Annotated in this window: 16 protein-coding genes; 1 reads left to right on the top strand and 15 read right to left on the bottom strand. The window is 35.2% G+C overall.

What is annotated here, in order from left to right; genetic code table 11:
• Positions 1-257 precede the first annotated feature (257 nt).
• The gene (locus ACPUVN_RS04175) at positions 258-635 is read right to left on the bottom strand and encodes a hypothetical protein (protein ID WP_426370024.1); all 378 of its coding nucleotides are present in this window, start codon (positions 633-635) and stop codon (positions 258-260) included.
• A 334-nt stretch (positions 636-969) separates the two neighbouring features.
• Here ACPUVN_RS04175 and ACPUVN_RS04180 point away from each other — a divergent pair, with 334 nt between their 5' ends.
• Positions 970-1,923 carry an IS110 family transposase gene (locus tag ACPUVN_RS04180; protein ID WP_426357271.1) on the top strand — a complete coding sequence of 318 codons (954 nt, stop codon included), beginning with the start codon at positions 970-972 and terminating at the stop codon, positions 1,921-1,923.
• A gap of 756 nt (positions 1,924-2,679) precedes the next feature.
• Here ACPUVN_RS04180 and ACPUVN_RS04185 read toward each other — a convergent pair.
• The 14 genes from ACPUVN_RS04185 to ACPUVN_RS04250 all read right to left on the bottom strand — a co-directional run bounded on the left by ACPUVN_RS04185 (position 2,680) and on the right by ACPUVN_RS04250 (position 15,566).
• On the bottom strand, positions 2,680-3,162 hold the full coding sequence (locus tag ACPUVN_RS04185) for a hypothetical protein (RefSeq protein ID WP_426370025.1): 483 nt from the start codon (positions 3,160-3,162) through the stop codon (positions 2,680-2,682).
• A 1,665-nt stretch (positions 3,163-4,827) separates the two neighbouring features.
• Positions 4,828-5,109, bottom strand: coding sequence for a hypothetical protein (locus ACPUVN_RS04190; RefSeq protein WP_426370026.1), 282 nt, complete (start codon positions 5,107-5,109; stop codon positions 4,828-4,830).
• Positions 5,110-5,835: 726 nt separating this feature from the next.
• Positions 5,836-6,102, bottom strand: a complete 267-nt coding sequence (locus ACPUVN_RS04195; protein WP_426369406.1) for a hypothetical protein — start codon at positions 6,100-6,102, stop codon at positions 5,836-5,838.
• 410 nt (positions 6,103-6,512) lie between these two features.
• Positions 6,513-7,235 (bottom strand): hypothetical protein, encoded by a 723-nt coding sequence (locus tag ACPUVN_RS04200; RefSeq protein WP_426370027.1) that lies wholly within the window; start codon positions 7,233-7,235, stop codon positions 6,513-6,515.
• A 729-nt stretch (positions 7,236-7,964) separates the two neighbouring features.
• Positions 7,965-8,417, bottom strand: coding sequence for a hypothetical protein (locus tag ACPUVN_RS04205; RefSeq protein WP_426370028.1), 453 nt, complete (start codon positions 8,415-8,417; stop codon positions 7,965-7,967).
• Between the two features lie 119 nt (positions 8,418-8,536).
• Positions 8,537-8,752 (bottom strand): hypothetical protein, encoded by a 216-nt coding sequence (locus ACPUVN_RS04210; RefSeq protein ID WP_426370029.1) that lies wholly within the window; start codon positions 8,750-8,752, stop codon positions 8,537-8,539.
• Between the two features lie 192 nt (positions 8,753-8,944).
• Entirely contained in the window at positions 8,945-9,241 is a 297-nt protein-coding gene (locus ACPUVN_RS04215) for a hypothetical protein (RefSeq protein WP_426370030.1), read from the bottom strand.
• Positions 9,242-9,346: 105 nt separating this feature from the next.
• Positions 9,347-9,811, bottom strand: a complete 465-nt coding sequence (locus ACPUVN_RS04220) for a hypothetical protein (protein WP_426370031.1) — start codon at positions 9,809-9,811, stop codon at positions 9,347-9,349.
• A 119-nt stretch (positions 9,812-9,930) separates the two neighbouring features.
• Positions 9,931-10,404 (bottom strand): hypothetical protein, encoded by a 474-nt coding sequence (locus tag ACPUVN_RS04225; RefSeq protein WP_426370032.1) that lies wholly within the window; start codon positions 10,402-10,404, stop codon positions 9,931-9,933.
• 815 nt (positions 10,405-11,219) lie between these two features.
• A complete protein-coding gene (locus tag ACPUVN_RS04230) occupies positions 11,220-11,510 on the bottom strand; it encodes a hypothetical protein (protein WP_426357864.1) in 291 nt (96 codons plus the stop codon).
• A 718-nt stretch (positions 11,511-12,228) separates the two neighbouring features.
• Positions 12,229-12,576: an Imm8 family immunity protein gene (locus tag ACPUVN_RS04235; protein ID WP_426370033.1), complete on the bottom strand. Its 348-nt coding sequence runs from the start codon at positions 12,574-12,576 to the stop codon at positions 12,229-12,231.
• A 112-nt stretch (positions 12,577-12,688) separates the two neighbouring features.
• Entirely contained in the window at positions 12,689-13,306 is a 618-nt protein-coding gene (locus tag ACPUVN_RS04240) for a hypothetical protein (protein WP_426370034.1), read from the bottom strand.
• 178 nt (positions 13,307-13,484) lie between these two features.
• Positions 13,485-13,838, bottom strand: a complete 354-nt coding sequence (locus ACPUVN_RS04245) for a hypothetical protein (protein WP_426370035.1) — start codon at positions 13,836-13,838, stop codon at positions 13,485-13,487.
• 1,098 nt (positions 13,839-14,936) lie between these two features.
• Positions 14,937-15,566: a hypothetical protein gene (locus ACPUVN_RS04250; protein ID WP_426369861.1), complete on the bottom strand. Its 630-nt coding sequence runs from the start codon at positions 15,564-15,566 to the stop codon at positions 14,937-14,939.
• Between the last annotated feature and the right edge of the window lie 65 nt (positions 15,567-15,631).

Here is a 15,631-nt window from a genome sequence, read left to right on the forward strand (position 1 = left end):
ACCTTTTTACTTAAAACCAATCCCTGATTTATACAAATTGAATAAGACTGCTAACGCCTCGTTAAGAGGCTAAAAATGGATGGCTAAAATAGTGAGGCACGAACGTAGCCAACTGTTTTAGTCCTTTTAAACGACTTGTTATATTACGTTTACACTGGAGCTACAATGAAAACAAAAAATAAGTATGTCACAGAGTTATTTATGGAAGCGCCGCAACTGATAAAATTATTAATAATAGTGTTTTTTGCTTCAGTTGCTTATTCCATGTGTTCAAGTATTTTTGATAGTTGGTTGCCCATTTCTTTTAGCTGTTCAACTTGCGTGTGCCCAGAAGCGCCGCCTTTTGGATCTGACGCTGATATTTCTATAGCGGTCTGCATTGATTGGATTATAGCTCTAGCGGCACCAACCTTTTCTAATCTTACTTTCGCCTCGATAACCTGAGGTGTAGAGTCTAGAATAGACGCAGTGGATTGCATTATTTGACTTTGCCACCCCTGTATAGCTTCATTTACTTGATTTAATGTTTGTGCTGATTTATCTGAATCTCGCTTTGCAGAAACAGCAAACCAAATTGATAGCAATGTTGCTCCAACAGGAACAAGCCATGTTGATATAAATACTTGGACTTCCATGCGACACCTATCTAGTAATATAACGCCCCAATAAGAGGCAAAAAATAGTTTGCTATAATGTTTGAGGCACGAAAACAGCAAACTGTTTTTTGTCCTTTTAATTGGCTTGTATGGATAATACATCCATCTTTTTAGTTCTTTTTAAACCAGTTTAGGTAAAGTGAGGCCCAAGCTTTGGCTGCAACCAAAGCCTTTTATATGGTAGTTCGATTAATTGCAGGCTCCTCTGTTGAGAGACCGATAACAAGAAAGAACGCCGTATAAAACTCCAAGCACTAAACTCGGATAGTCAACTGGGCCTCGAGCCCGAATAGCAAGGCAGAGTCAGCTTAATATGAATACCATAAATAATCAAAATGAAATTAACGTCGGTGTCGATACAGGTAAAACTCAACTCGATATTTATATACGCCCTTTAGATATTTATTTTGTCGTGAGCAACGATGAAGTTGGTATTAAAGAAGCCATCATGAGAATCAAAAAACACAAGGTGACTCGTGTAGTCATTGAAGCAACCGGACGGTTAGAGCAGCCCTTTATTTTGGCGTGTGCTAAAGCAAAGATCCCTTTTGTTGTGGCTAACCCTGTAAGAATAAAACGTTTTGCTGGAGTAATTAATCAAAAAGCCAAAACAGATAAGCTCGATGCTAAATTAATTGCACATTATGCCGAGATGGTTAAGCCTGACCTATCTAAGTTAAAAGCAGATGATATAAGGCTAATGAGTGATTTACTATCACGTCGTCGTCAGCTTATGGGTATACAAACAATGGAAAAAAACCGTCTTCAAATCATGCCCAAAGAAATCCTATCTTCTATCAGTCCAGTGTTAACGGTACTCAAAAATCAGTTAGAAAAAATAGACAATAAATTGCATAAGCTTATTGAAAGTTGTGATGATTACAAAATAAAAAATGACATTGTTCAGAGTGTTCCTGGAGTAGGTAATGTCGTTGCTTTCAACTTGATTAGTGAAATGCCGGAACTTGGGTATATAACTAATAAAGAAGCGTCATCATTGGTGGGGGTTGCGCCTTTTAATCGGGAGAGTGGAACCTATAAAGGTAAACGCATGATACGAGGTGGACGTTCACAAATTCGAACCGCGATGTACATGGCAATGATGTCAGCAATCCAATGTAATCCAGTTTTTAAGGCAACATATCAACGATTAGTTGCGGCAGGAAAACCTAAGAAAGTAGCAATAATCGCGTGTATTAGAAAGCTAGTTATTACACTCAATTCGATGGTAAGAGATGGTGTCTATTGGGATCCTAAAATGAATTAAACATTAAGGTTTGACACCATAGTCACTTGTTAGATTTTGTAATGGCAAGCACTGCAATAACCAAACCCACCAAACATCGCGTGACTTGAACTATAGAGTTAAAAAATACCGCCCCACGACACACCAAACATTGATTTTTGAGCCACTCGCCTTACTTATTAAGCGAATACTCTGAAACATATTATTACCGCAAAACTTACTTAGCGATAAACACCAAACCTACTTGGCGAAAAACTGATAAGCCAAAAGCTACAACAGATTTAATGACACATAACTTACCACAACATTGAAACGAAACAAGCGCCCTATTTACTTAATAAAGACAAAAGCATAATTAAATAAGATCGATTTCGTGGGGAAAACTAACGCCTCAAACAGAGGCTAAAAATTGTTGGCCAAAATGGCGAGGCACGAGCAACGGCCAGCTGTTTTTAGTCCTGCTGCTTTGCCTTGTTAGCAGTGTAAGATAAGCTTTGGCGGTTTACCGCTATAACTTTTTAATATTACAACTAACGCTATTTAATACACTTTACTCAAAAATTAACACCGAGAAAACAACACAAAGCAATTAACGATAAGTAAATTTTAATTAGGAAGAGGTAAAGTGAAACGTAAAACCTTTTTACTAAAAACCAATCCCTGATTTATACAAACTGAATAAAGACTGCTAACGCCTTATTAAGCGGCGTGAAATAGTTGGCTAAAATTGCGAGGAACGAAGCTAGCCAACTGTTTAGCGTCCGTTTGAATAACTTGTTATGTACCAACTACTTCCACAACATATTTCCTGCCTTCTTGGCTGATTTTCTGGAATTGCCCACCTTTATTTCCAGTTAAAGCACTACCCATTACTAGCCTAGGAAAGTCTAAAAAGTTCATGTCCTTTAGTTCATCGAAATGATAATTAACCACACCAATTTCTAATGATAATTTATTCGCCATATCTTCCTTGGAAATCCCATCGGATGCAGAAAATAATATTTTTAATATGTTGTTTTTTACATCATCTAACTTAGGAGTACCTGAAGAGCTTTGGAGTGTGGCATTGATTTCGCTTTCTAGGCTATCGACTTTATTTTTTAAGAAGCTATTTTCTCGTTCTAGAAACTCTACTTTTTGATCAGACATTTTTAATTTTTCATCAAGAGCATCATATTTGTCAGAAATAAGAAGAATACGTTCTTTCAGGATAGTGGAAGAACCATGTTCATTTATTAGTTTTTCGATCATATTGAGCATACGCAATCTCCATTTGGTACATAACGCCCCAAACAGAGGCTAAAAATTGTTGGCCAAAATGGCGAGGCACGAGCAACGGCCAGCTGTTTTTAGTCCTGCTGCTTTGCCTTGTTAGCCGTGGAAGATAAGCTTTGGCGGTTTACCGCTATAACTTTCTAATAATACAACTAACGCTTTTTAATACACTTTACTTAAAAATAAACACTAAGAAAAGAACACTGAATGTTTAGTTTTAAATAAGCATTAATTAGGAGTGGTTAATTGAAACGTAAAACCTTTTTACTAAAAACCAATCCCTGATTTATACAAACTGAATAAGACTGCTAACGCCTCATTCAGAGGCTAAAAATTGTTGGCCAAAATAGCGAGGCACGAGCAACGGCCAGCTGTTTTTAGTCCTTTGCAATGCCTTGTTAGCCGTGGAAGATAAACGTTTGCGGTTTACCGCCATAACTATTTAATAAGACAACGCATTATTAAAAATACACTTTACTTAAAAATAAACACTAAGAAAAAAACACTAAATGTTTAGTTTTAAATAAACTTTAATTAGGAAGAGGTAAATAGAAACGTGAAACCTTTTCACTAAAAACCAATCCCTGATTTATACAAACTGAATAAGACTGCTAACGCCCCAAACAGAGGCTAAAAATTGTTGGCCAAAATGGCGAGGCACGAGCAACGGCCAGCTGTTTTTAGTCCTGCTGCTTTGCCTTGTTAGCCGTGGAAGATAAGCTTTGGCGGTTTACCGCTATAACTTTCTAATAATACAACTAACGCTTTTTAATACACTTTACTTAAAAATAAACACTAAGAAAAGAACACTGAATGTTTAGTTTTAAATAAGCATTAATTAGGAGTGGTTAATTGAAACGTAAAACCTTTTTACTAAAAACCAATCCCTGATTTATACAAACTGAATAAGACTGCTAACGCCTCATTCAGAGGCTAAAAATTGATGGCTAAAATAGCGAGGCACGAGCAATAGCTAGCTGTTTTTAGTCCTTTGCAATGCCTTGTTAGCCGTGGAAGATAAACGTTGGCGGTTTACCGCTATAACTTTCTAATAATACAACTAACGCTATTTAAATACACTTTACTTAAAAATTAACACCAAGAAAACAACACTATGATATTAACGTTAAGTAAATTTTAATTAGGGAGAGGTAAATAGAAACGTAAAACCTTTTTACTAAAAACCAATCCCTGATTTATACAAACTGAATAAGACTGCTAACGCCCAAATAATGGGATTTTATAGCTGGCTTAAAATGTTGAGGAACGAAACAGCCAGCTGTAAAATTCCTATTAATTTGCTTGTTATGAGTAACTTACATTAACTCAAAACACGACGCTATTAGTAAACACCTAATTTGTAAATGAAGCTTAACTTGAGCTACTAAATACACATTTACGAACCGATGTATTTGCTACAAAAGTCTCTTCAAAAGCAAATACTATTGGTGACCTTTGATAAACCTTAACTAGCGAAACTCGTATGAAACGAATGCAAAACTTACTTGTTAAAACCACTCGGATTTACAAAAAAATAACAGACAAAAAGCAGCAGACTCATAACGCCTCACTAAGAGGCAAATAATAGTTGGTTAAAATAAGCGACGAAGGAGCAAAAACCAACTGTTATTTGTCCTTTTGAGTGACTTGTTAGGTGCGAAATAGCTGAATAAACTTTATGGTTGGTTTTATAGAAAAACAAATCATTATTATAAAAACAATTAACACTAATAAAAAATGTATATAGCTTGGTAATATGTTTAACCACTCAGTTTTTCTAGTTGTAAATAAGTATGGTTCGCCTTGTTCCCAACTTTTGTAAAAAAGATAGGTTAGCCAACCTAGAATAGCGCTTAATGACCAGAGAAAAAAAGCATAAAGAAAAGCAACTTCTGTATCACCTCCATCATTCTCAAATCTATCACGATCCACATTTTCACCTAACGCCCCAAACAGAGGCTAAAAATTGTTGGCCAAAATGGCGAGGCACGAGCAACGGCCAGCTGTTTTTAGTCCTGCTGCTTTGCCTTGTTAGCAGTGTAAGATAAGCTTTGGCGGTTTACCGCTATAACTTTTTAATATTACAACTAACGCTATTTAATACACTTTACTCAAAAATTAACACCAAGAAAAGAACACTACGATATTAACGATTAGTTAAGTTTAAGTAGGGAGAGGTTAAGTGAAACGTGAAACCTTTTCACTAAAAACCAACCCTTGATTTATACAAATTGAATAAGACTGCTAACGCCTCATTCAGAGGCTAAAAATTGTTGGCCAAAATAGCGAGGCACGAGCAACGGCCAGCTGTTTTTAGTCCTTTGCAATGCCTTGTTAGCCGTGGAAGATAAACGTTTGCGGTTTACCGCCATAACTATTTAATAAGACAACGCATTATTACAAATACACTTTACTTAAAAATTAACACCAAGAAAACAACACTAAGTGTATAGTTTTAAATAAACTTTAATTAGAAAGAGGTTAATAGAAACGTGAAACCTTTTCACTAAAAACCAATCCCTGATTTATACAAATTGAATAAGACTGCTAACGCCACGTTAAGCGGCAAATAATAGCTGGCTAAAATGTGTGAGGCACGAACAACAGCCAGCTGTTATTTGTCCGTTTGAACGCCTTGTTAGCAGTTTTTTAGTTAAATCATGAACTTGAATACATAATGAGTTGCTTACGCTCTAATTTTTTGAATAACTCGACTCTCTGCTTAATAAGCTTAATTTCATTCTCAATATTGTCTTTGAGTTGCGAACTTTCAGGACTAGTGGTAGTGAAATTAGACTTAATTTCTTTTAATTCAGCTTCAAGTACAACTATTGTTTTTTGAGCATCAATATAATATTGAGTGCTTGGCACTACAGCATAAACATTACAACACATTAAAATGAACGTTAAAATAATAGTTTTCATCAGAACCTTTGAAACTGCTAACGCCTCATTCAGAGGCTAAAAATTGTTGGCCAAAATAGCGAGGCACGAGCAACGGCCAGCTGTTTTTAGTCCTTTGCAATGCCTTGTTAGCCGTGGAAGATAAACGTTTGCGGTTTACCGCCATAACTATTTAATAAGACAACGCATTATTACAAATACACTTTACTTAAAAATTAACACCAAGAAAACAACACTAAGTGTATAGTTTTAAATAAACTTTAATTAGAAAGAGGTTAATAGAAACGTGAAACCTTTTCACTAAAAACCAATCCCTGATTTATACAAATTGAATAAGACTGCTAACGCCACGTTAAGCGGCAAAAAATTGTTGGCTAAAATTGTGAACGGAGTGAAACAGCCAACTGTTTTTTGTCCGTTTGAACGTCTTGTTAGCCATTACTTTTAAACGACTTAAGCGCCGACAACATACGATAATATTTTTCTAGCGAAATAGAGTTAAGCGTAGTGTCTGGGCCCAAAAATGAAATCGGCTCACGTATTGATACCACAAAGCACAAGAAATCAACCGCGCCAATAACCTTATAAAAATTTAAAGGCGAACCATAATCAGTATCACTGAATGCCCCATGTAATATCCCATGCCTATTTGTATTGTCGTTATGGGGATATTTATCCGAATTTACATACAAATTTTCTTTAGCAAAATGTACGAAGGAGTCAAGCATTGCGACAATTTCATTTACAACACCAATCCGATTGGTAGTTACATCTTCTTTACAATGCTCTGCAAATTTAACAAATACATTTTTTACATATGATTCGTTAATGTCATTCGCCTTTGCAAACTTACGCCCGATTCCTTCTACGACAGGGATTAGGCCAGAGACTGCAACATGATCAAGACCAATAAAGTGAGCTTCAATTGATTCTTTAATTATTTGCAAGTATTCATTTACAATAGGAACTTCCGGATACCTTTCAGTAACCATTGCGGCTAAATTTTTTTCGTTATATATAAAAGCCAAACTAGATTCTAAATCTGCATTTCCATTTTCCGTTATATCTTTAACAACTTCTTGAAGATAACCGATGCTGACATAAGGAGGAATAAACCAGCCTGCGCTATTAAATTTTTCTTTATAAAATTGCAAGATACTCTCCAAGCTGATTTGTGATGGCTAACGCCCCAAACAGAGGCTAAAAATTGTTGGCCAAAATGGCGAGGCACGAGCAACGGCCAGCTGTTTTTAGTCCTGCTGCTTTGCCTTGTTAGCCGTGGAAGATAAGCTTTGGCGGTTTACCGCTATAACTTTCTAATAATACAACTAACGCTTTTTAATACACTTTACTTAAAAATAAACACTAAGAAAAGAACACTGAATGTTTAGTTTTAAATAAGCATTAATTAGGAGTGGTTAATTGAAACGTAAAACCTTTTTACTAAAAACCAATCCCTGATTTATACAAACTGAATAAGACTGCTAACGCCTCAAACAGAGGCTAAAAATTGTTGGCCAAAATGGCGAGGCACGAGCAACGGCCAGCTGTTTTTAGTCCTGCTGCTTTGCCTTGTTAGCAGTGTAAGATAAGCTTTGGCGGCTTACCGCTATAACTTTTTAATATTACAACTAACGCTATTTAATACACTTTACTCAAAAATTAACACCAAGAAAAGAACACTACGATATTAACGATTAGTTAAGTTTAAGTAGGGAGAGGTTAAGTGAAACGTGAAACCTTTTCACTAAAAACCAACCCTTGATTTATACAAATTGAATAAGACTGCTAACGCCTAAATAACAGGCTAAGTAATAGTTGGCTAAAATTGTGTAGCGAAGCGAAACGTAGCCAACTGTTACGTGTCCTTGTTGATTTTCTTGTTATGTTGATACTTGTAAAGACATACGAACCAAATGCCAGACAACATAAGTTACAGCACCAAGTAGCAAGCCATACATTTGAATTCGCCCCCAGATATCCATCCTGTCTTGATGCTTACCAACAGCCTCATCAAATTTTTCTTTAGCAAGAGATTCTAATTTGCTAGCTTCATTAGCTTCTAGGGATTTCAATAAATTAAGGCTACCAATATATGATGCATTTTTAAATTTCACATTATTGGCATTCATTGTTAAACGAATTCCAGCCCAAAAACTTATTGCCCAAATAGCTACAGCTAATAGCCAAATATAATGATGTGGAACTAGAGCTTCCAACTTAGTTTGAGAAAGAGAAAAACCTATACCAGAACCAGAGGCCGCCATAAGAAAATATGTAGTTTTTTCTCTAGCAGCATTAGATATTTTTGTTAATTCAAATTCGCGATCTGACACAGATACTCCTTATCAACATAACGCCTCACTAAGAGGCAAATAATAGTTGGTTAAAATAAGCGACGAAGGAGCAAAAACCAACTGTTATTTGTCCTTTTGAGTGCCTTGTTAGCTGTATTTTAACGCATTACCTCTGACAAGCACTCAGGTATTTTTGTTTTATCGATATTGTCCATAGTTAAAATATTACAGCCAGTCCCTTGGTGTGCAGGAGCCAATGAACCTTCACCGGCTCGATAATAACAATCACAAATTGAAGTTGGTGTTGGCGCAAACATATTAGAATCATCAAACATGTCAGGAAATTCAGGTTTCGGTTGATAACCGATAGTCATTTCTGATAACCCCCAAAAGAGAAATAGAACCAAGAATGAAGCAATAATTAAGAATACAATATATTTGATAATGGCTCCATGCACTATACAGCTAACGCCCAAATAACAGGCTAAAAATAGTGGGCCAAAATCAGCGAGGCACGAGCAGTGGCCAGCTGTTTTTAGTCCTAGTTGATTTGCTTGTTAGCAGTACTACTCTCCGAGGAATATTATACTTTTATTCTCGGATTCTGCTGCCTGTAATACAGACAGAAACTCTTGTTGTATCTGCTTGCTACCAGTGCTCGAATTAATTGCCTCAAGTGCGCAAGTAATAAGAATATTTAACCCTGAACTTAACTCTGTATCAGAATACTGATCAATTACTATTCCTGATTTTAAGCGATATAACTCTAAAACATCTAAAATATCCGGATATTGTTCATCGTTAATATATAAAAGTAGTTTACCAACTCTACTGCTTTTAAATTCACACAACTCTAATGACATATGCTTTGTACTGCTAACGCCTCGCTAAGAGGCAAATGATAGTTGGCTATAATGTGCGACGCAGGAGCAACAGCCAACTGTTATTTGTCCTGCTTGAGCGACTTGTTATGTTGCAGTACACGCACCAATGTTAATTGATTGTTCCACGCTAGCTTTCGCTAATTTAATTTGCGACTCGGATAATAACCCTTTAACTTGTTCAATTAACATAGCTACTTCTATTGCACCCGCACAATGGTTGTTTTCTTTTGTTCTAGTTTCAATTTGTTTGGCAACATTACCTATAACATATGCTGCTAGCATTATGTGCCTAAGTTCTTCTTTTATGTTGTTATCTGAGATCCATGGGGCATTTTCTTCTGATATTTCGAGGTAAACTAAATCACTTTGTTCAGCGAACTCCATTAACGCTGCCATTGCAGCGAAACCTACATCTGAAGTTCTTGATTCTCTATAAATAGAGATTGCTTTTGCTGCTTTCTCAGCGGTTTCAATTTGAACATCAGAAGCACTTACCTCTTGAGGCACAAACATAATTGAAATTATAAAGATTAAAAGTGAATATTTCACACAAACTCCTTTTGCAACATAACGCCCCGCTAAGAGGCAAAATATAGTTGGTTAAAATAGGCGAGGCACGAGCAAAAAACCAACTGTATTTTGTCCTGCTTGAGCGGCTTGTTAGGTGTTTACTTTACCGAGCCAACTTTAATGGATGATAAACACTCTGATGTAAACCCAAGAGGTTCAAGCATATAACTCACCCCCTGAGCATTTCTTTCTTTAGGCAAACTATACCCTTTTATTATTTTTAAAGTGTTCATATTAAACATTATCGTATATTCAATATTTTCTTCATCTGGTGTCAGTGTAATACTTAAATATGGAGGTAAACGTGTTTGATCGTGGTACCAAGAAGCCGATATATCAATTGAATAAGTAAACTTACCATTTTCACCAAAATACTTATAAAGACATTCAGGTAAAACTAACCTTTTATCTGCAATTTGCAGTGTTAGTGATTTTAGATCCAAGAATGCAGGACTATAGCTTTCTGGAAGACCAAACAAAGAGCCGTCACTTTGGATATAAACTCCAGTGTCTTTATTAGCAAATGAAGAAGAATTATAAAATATCGACAAAACTATTAACATTAACCGCATTCTGATAAACACCTAACGCTTTGCTAAGGGGCAAATAATTGTTTGCTACAATGTGCGAGGCACGAGCGCAGCAAACTGTTATTTGTCCGTTTGAGCAACTTGTTAGCTGTTTTAGGCTACCAAGTTGCAGTAATTAAAAATGTTTGCTTAACACTTTAAGCAATATAAGGCTTACAACGTAAACGAATAAAGTAATTTAACCAAATTATTCACTGTAACCGCAAATACATTTACCAACGTTAACCGGCACGATAGGTAATAAATACAAAACTCGCGGTTAGCGAATTTAATGCGACAATTACCGCTGTTTCCAAAAACACTACGAGCATAATGAGCTATTACAATTTGCGTATTACAAACTCAAAAGCTTCAAAAATAAAGAATGAAACTACAACGGATTATTTAAACAGCTAACGCCTCATTCAGAGGCTAAAAATTGATGGCTAAAATAGCGAGGCACGAGCAATAGCTAGCTGTTTTTAGTCCTTTGCAATGCCTTGTTAGCCGTGGAAGATAAACGTTGGCGGTTTACCGCTATAACTTTCTAATAATACAACTAACGCTATTTAAATACACTTTACTTAAAAATTAACACCAAGAAAACAACACTATGATATTAACGTTAAGTAAATTTTAATTAGGGAGAGGTAAATAGAAACGTAAAACCTTTTTACTAAAAACCAATCCCTGATTTATACAAACTGAATAAGACTGCTAACGCCTCAAACAGAGGCTAAAATTGTTGGCCAAAATGGCGAGGCACGAGCAACGGCCAGCTGTTTTTAGTCCTGCTGCTTTGCCTTGTTAGGTGTACTTTAACGCAAAACCAGATATATAAATAATGTTGAAAATAAACCTTTTGAAAACAATATTAACCCAAACGACTTGGGATTTTTTGTACGGTGTACCATAAAGCCTTTAATATCTATTTGATCAAATTTAAAAGCAATAACATTATGAATAATCCAATGACCTGACAGAGCAAGTATTGCAACACTTGCCACTGAATCCCCATAACCTTCGACTTGCGGTGTTACAAATACAGCTATAAGAATAATCATTAAAAAGAAAATGAGTGATATTTTATACGCTTTCTCGTAACTCAATTTTGTACACCTAACGCCTCATTCAGAGGCTAAAAATTGTTGGCCAAAATAGCGAGGCACGAGCAACGGCCAGCTGTTTTTAGTCCTTTGCAATGCCTTGTTAGCCGTGGAAGATAAACGTTTGCGGTTTACCGCCATAACTATTTAATAAGACAACGCATTATTACAAATACACTTTACTTAAAAATTAACACCAAGAAAACAACACTAAGTGTATAGTTTTAAATAAACTTTAATTAGAAAGAGGTTAATAGAAACGTGAAACCTTTTCACTAAAAACCAATCCCTGATTTATACAAATTGAATAAGACTGCTAACGCCTCATTAAGAGGCAATAAAATAGTTGGTTAAAATTAGCGAGGCACGAGCAAAAACCAACTGTTTTTTGTCCTGCTTTAATGACTTGTTATGTTTTTTTAATGCCAGAACCCAACAGCTCTTTTATTATTAAAAACCAACAATAAATGCCACTACAAATTACAACACCTATTAGAAATACAAACATTGCTGGTTGGTCGGAGAAGCTTACATTTGTTCCCCTAACGGAAATTTCATTAATAGTTATTGAGTAGTAAGAGTACCAAAATGCAAGCGCACCAAAGAAAGCTAGAAAGTAATCAACCAATTTTAAATTTGATAACATATTTGATTAGCATCCTTACTCAGATAAAAACAGCCAACTGTAAATTTTCCGTTTGAATGCCTTGTTATACGGTTTTTACACCGGATTATAGGGTTGGTAATCTTCAAATTCCCAAGCCATACGTTTAGATAATTTGGTACTGATTATATTCCAGTTTTCACCACTACTTTGATTCAGTATTTCGTTCACTTTTAGAAGAACTGCGTCCCAACTATAACTATCTAATATGACTGCATTAGCTAACGACTGATTCGATTGAGCAATTTCAGTTGTTACAACATGCAGCAGGAAGTTGTCTCCACCTTTTCGATTAGGACCGATAGTAAAATTAACCCAAAATTCTACACGGTTTAGATCAGGAAATATCCATGAATCTATTGGATCATAATCTGCGCAATCAAAACTGATAATGATAGGTATCACAAATCTTCCTTAACCGTATAACGCCTAAATAACAGGCTAAGTAATGGTTGGCTAAAATTGTGTAGCGAAGCGAAACGTAGCCAACTGTTACGTGTCCTTGTTGATTTTCTTGTTATAACTCAATTTCCAGCTGTTCAATATATTTAGCAGCAAACCTTGTAATTGTATATGTAGGTAAACTTGTACCCACCTCACTTATGAGTAGTAGTTCTAATTTAACTAAGGTATTCAAATCATCTTGTAAAAATTTAGGCTCGTCAATTGAAATAGCCTCTGAGCCATCGACAAAACCCATTGAAACTTCGTGCTCTTCATTATCACTAGCCCCCCAATCAACATCCAAAAAATTAATTGATTTCATTTGAATAGACGAAGAAGTAGAAGTGATCATACATTTTAATATATACAAAGCTTGATCTGAAACACTCTGTTTTGGATCTATTATTTTGGCTATTTCTCTAAACTCATCAACTTGAGAAGCCAATTGCAACAACATCGCATCCAGATTAGATAAGCTTTTCTCAAGTTCAGCGTGATTTTTGGCTAAAAGCTGCTTGATTTGCAAACCCAATGAATAATTACTTTCTAGGTTGTCAATTAACTTACTGTGTCTCTTTTCACTAAGCCATTGGATAAAATCATTATACTCATCTCCACTACGAGCACGCACCTCTGACTTCCATATTGAAACAAGTCCAAGAATTGTCGCTAATGAACTAAAAGGTTCCATAGTTTCTCCATATTGATATCCAAGTAGGTTAATTATCGCATGATATTTTCATATGGAATATATGCAGAAGCCTGACTTGAGTTATAACGCCCAATTAACAGGCAAAAAATTGTTGGCTAAAATAAGTGAACGTAGTGAACAAAAAGCCAACTGTTTTTTGTCCTTGTTGAATTGCTTGTTAGGTTTTCTTTTTACACAGGTTTTGGTATAGATTCTTATATTTTTTTGATGCTTCAATATTTTTTTTAACACCTAAAGATTCACCAATACCAAACTCATAATATAGTGGAATAACTTTTAAAGCGTCACAACTGCCAAGTGATGCAGCTTTGATTAAACAAGACCATGCAATATCACTCTGTTTTGCGTCGGGGTAATTAACTTGGAATGCATCAAGATCAACACCATCAGGCTTATACGCGATATTAAAAAAAACTGCGTACATCTTAGTTACATCAGAATCTACTGGACAAAGTTTTTCTGCTTTTAATTGAGAACTAAATAATATAATTAGAATCATGAACAGTTTCATATGAAAACCTAACGCCTATATTAACAGGCTAAAAATAGTGGGCCAAAATAGGCGAGGCACGAGCAATGGCCAGCTGTTTTTAGTCCTTGTTGAATTGCTTTGTTATGTGTTTGATAAACTTAAACACATTCACTAAAGCTCATTGTAAACACCCGCATTATTAAATGAAATAACAATTTGAGCTACTAACTAAACTAAGTACGAATTAATGGCTTTGCCACAAAAGTCTCTTTAAAAAGGCAAAGTCTATTAGTGACCTTTGCAAAACTACATTAGCGAAAACGAGAAGTAACCAATGTAAAAGTTAGCGTTTATAAATAAAGATTCAGCTACCACAAACAATCAAACTGGAAAATACACATAACGCCTCATTCAGAGGCTAAAAATTGATGGCTAAAATAGCGAGGCACGAGCAATAGCTAGCTGTTTTTAGTCCTTTGCAATGCCTTGTTAGCCGTGGAAGATAAACGTTGGCGGTTTACCGCTATAACTTTCTAATAATACAACTAACGCTATTTAAATACACTTTACTTAAAAATTAACACCAAGAAAACAACACTATGATATTAACGTTAAGTAAATTTTAATTAGGGAGAGGTAAATAGAAACGTAAAACCTTTTTACTAAAAACCAATCCCTGATTTATACAAACTGAATAAGACTGCTAACGCCCAAATAATGGGATTTTATAGCTGGCTTAAAATGTTGAGGAACGAAACAGCCAGCTGTAAAATTCCTATTAATTTGCTTGTTATGAGTAACTTAGGTTAACCCAAAACACTACACTATTAGTAAACACCTAATTTGTAAATGAAGCCTAACTTGAGCTATTAAACACACATTTACGAACTGATGGATTTGCCACAAAAGTCTCTTTATAAAGGCAAAGCCAATTAGTGACTATTGATAAATTTTAACTAGCGAAACTCGTATGAAATAAGCACAAAGTTTACTTGTTAAAACCACTCTGACTTACAAAAAAATAACAAACAAAAAGCAGCAGACTCATAACGCCTCGCTAAGAGGCAAAAAATAGTTGGTTAAAATAAGCGACGCAGGAGCAAAAACCAACTGTTTTTTGTCCTTTTGAGCGACTTGTTAGATTTTTTTGATACTGTTAACTTTTTCTATTTGTTCAACAGTCCTTTTAATCATGCCTTCTATTTGACGATATTTATTAGTTAAATCATCTTTTATTATTGATTGATTTTCAGCTGATACATTTGAATCAAAAGTCATAAAAAAATATTTTTCAGCCGAAGATATTCCTGAATTTAAAATTTCAATACGAGTTTTTAATTCGAATATCTCTGATTGAAGCTCGGTTGAAAATAAAGAAAAATCTGATAGATGCATATTTATAAACAGTAAAGGAAATTTTTGTAATGTTAGTCCTGAGTCAGGCGATGTGTGTAAAGTTGATTTTATTTTTTTAAAATCATTATCGTTAGCTTTAAGCTGTATTCGATACACTTTTATTCTTTGTGGATTTGTAATCTCTAATTGTTCGTAATGTTCTAATAACCAAGCGACAAGTTCACGATCAAAAGATCCTGTTCGGTGAGAGATTAATTGTAACGTCAAAATTAATCTCTCTGTTACATGGTTTATCTCTTTAGATATTCCCACATGTAAGTCTTTCTTTTTATAATGTCTGTAGATTCTACTAACAATTACAGGGCTTAACATACCTAAAAGCCAACCCAAAAGAATTGATAATATATCCATATTCACTAAACTCTCCTAAAAATCTAACGCCTTGCTAAGAGGCAAAAAATAGTTTGCTATAATGT

The sequence above is a fragment of the Pseudocolwellia antarctica genome, from assembly GCF_049933045.1.
Taxonomy (GTDB): Bacteria; Pseudomonadota; Gammaproteobacteria; order Enterobacterales; family Alteromonadaceae; genus Pseudocolwellia.

What these genes read in the sequence shown, in the direction of transcription:
- ACPUVN_RS04215 (WP_426370030.1), bottom strand. Translation starts at nt 9,241, where the DNA reads ATGTCATTAGAGTTGTGTGAATTTAAAAGCAGTAGAGTTGGTAAACTA.
- ACPUVN_RS04195 (WP_426369406.1), bottom strand. Translation starts at nt 6,102, where the DNA reads ATGAAAACTATTATTTTAACGTTCATTTTAATGTGTTGTAATGTTTAT.
- ACPUVN_RS04175 (WP_426370024.1), bottom strand. Translation starts at nt 635, where the DNA reads ATGGAAGTCCAAGTATTTATATCAACATGGCTTGTTCCTGTTGGAGCA.
- ACPUVN_RS04180 (WP_426357271.1), top strand. Translation starts at nt 970, where the DNA reads ATGAATACCATAAATAATCAAAATGAAATTAACGTCGGTGTCGATACA.
- ACPUVN_RS04240 (WP_426370034.1), bottom strand. Translation starts at nt 13,306, where the DNA reads ATGGAACCTTTTAGTTCATTAGCGACAATTCTTGGACTTGTTTCAATA.
- ACPUVN_RS04185 (WP_426370025.1), bottom strand. Translation starts at nt 3,162, where the DNA reads ATGCTCAATATGATCGAAAAACTAATAAATGAACATGGTTCTTCCACT.
- ACPUVN_RS04245 (WP_426370035.1), bottom strand. Translation starts at nt 13,838, where the DNA reads ATGAAACTGTTCATGATTCTAATTATATTATTTAGTTCTCAATTAAAA.
- ACPUVN_RS04225 (WP_426370032.1), bottom strand. Translation starts at nt 10,404, where the DNA reads ATGCGGTTAATGTTAATAGTTTTGTCGATATTTTATAATTCTTCTTCA.
- ACPUVN_RS04210 (WP_426370029.1), bottom strand. Translation starts at nt 8,752, where the DNA reads ATGACTATCGGTTATCAACCGAAACCTGAATTTCCTGACATGTTTGAT.
- ACPUVN_RS04250 (WP_426369861.1), bottom strand. Translation starts at nt 15,566, where the DNA reads ATGGATATATTATCAATTCTTTTGGGTTGGCTTTTAGGTATGTTAAGC.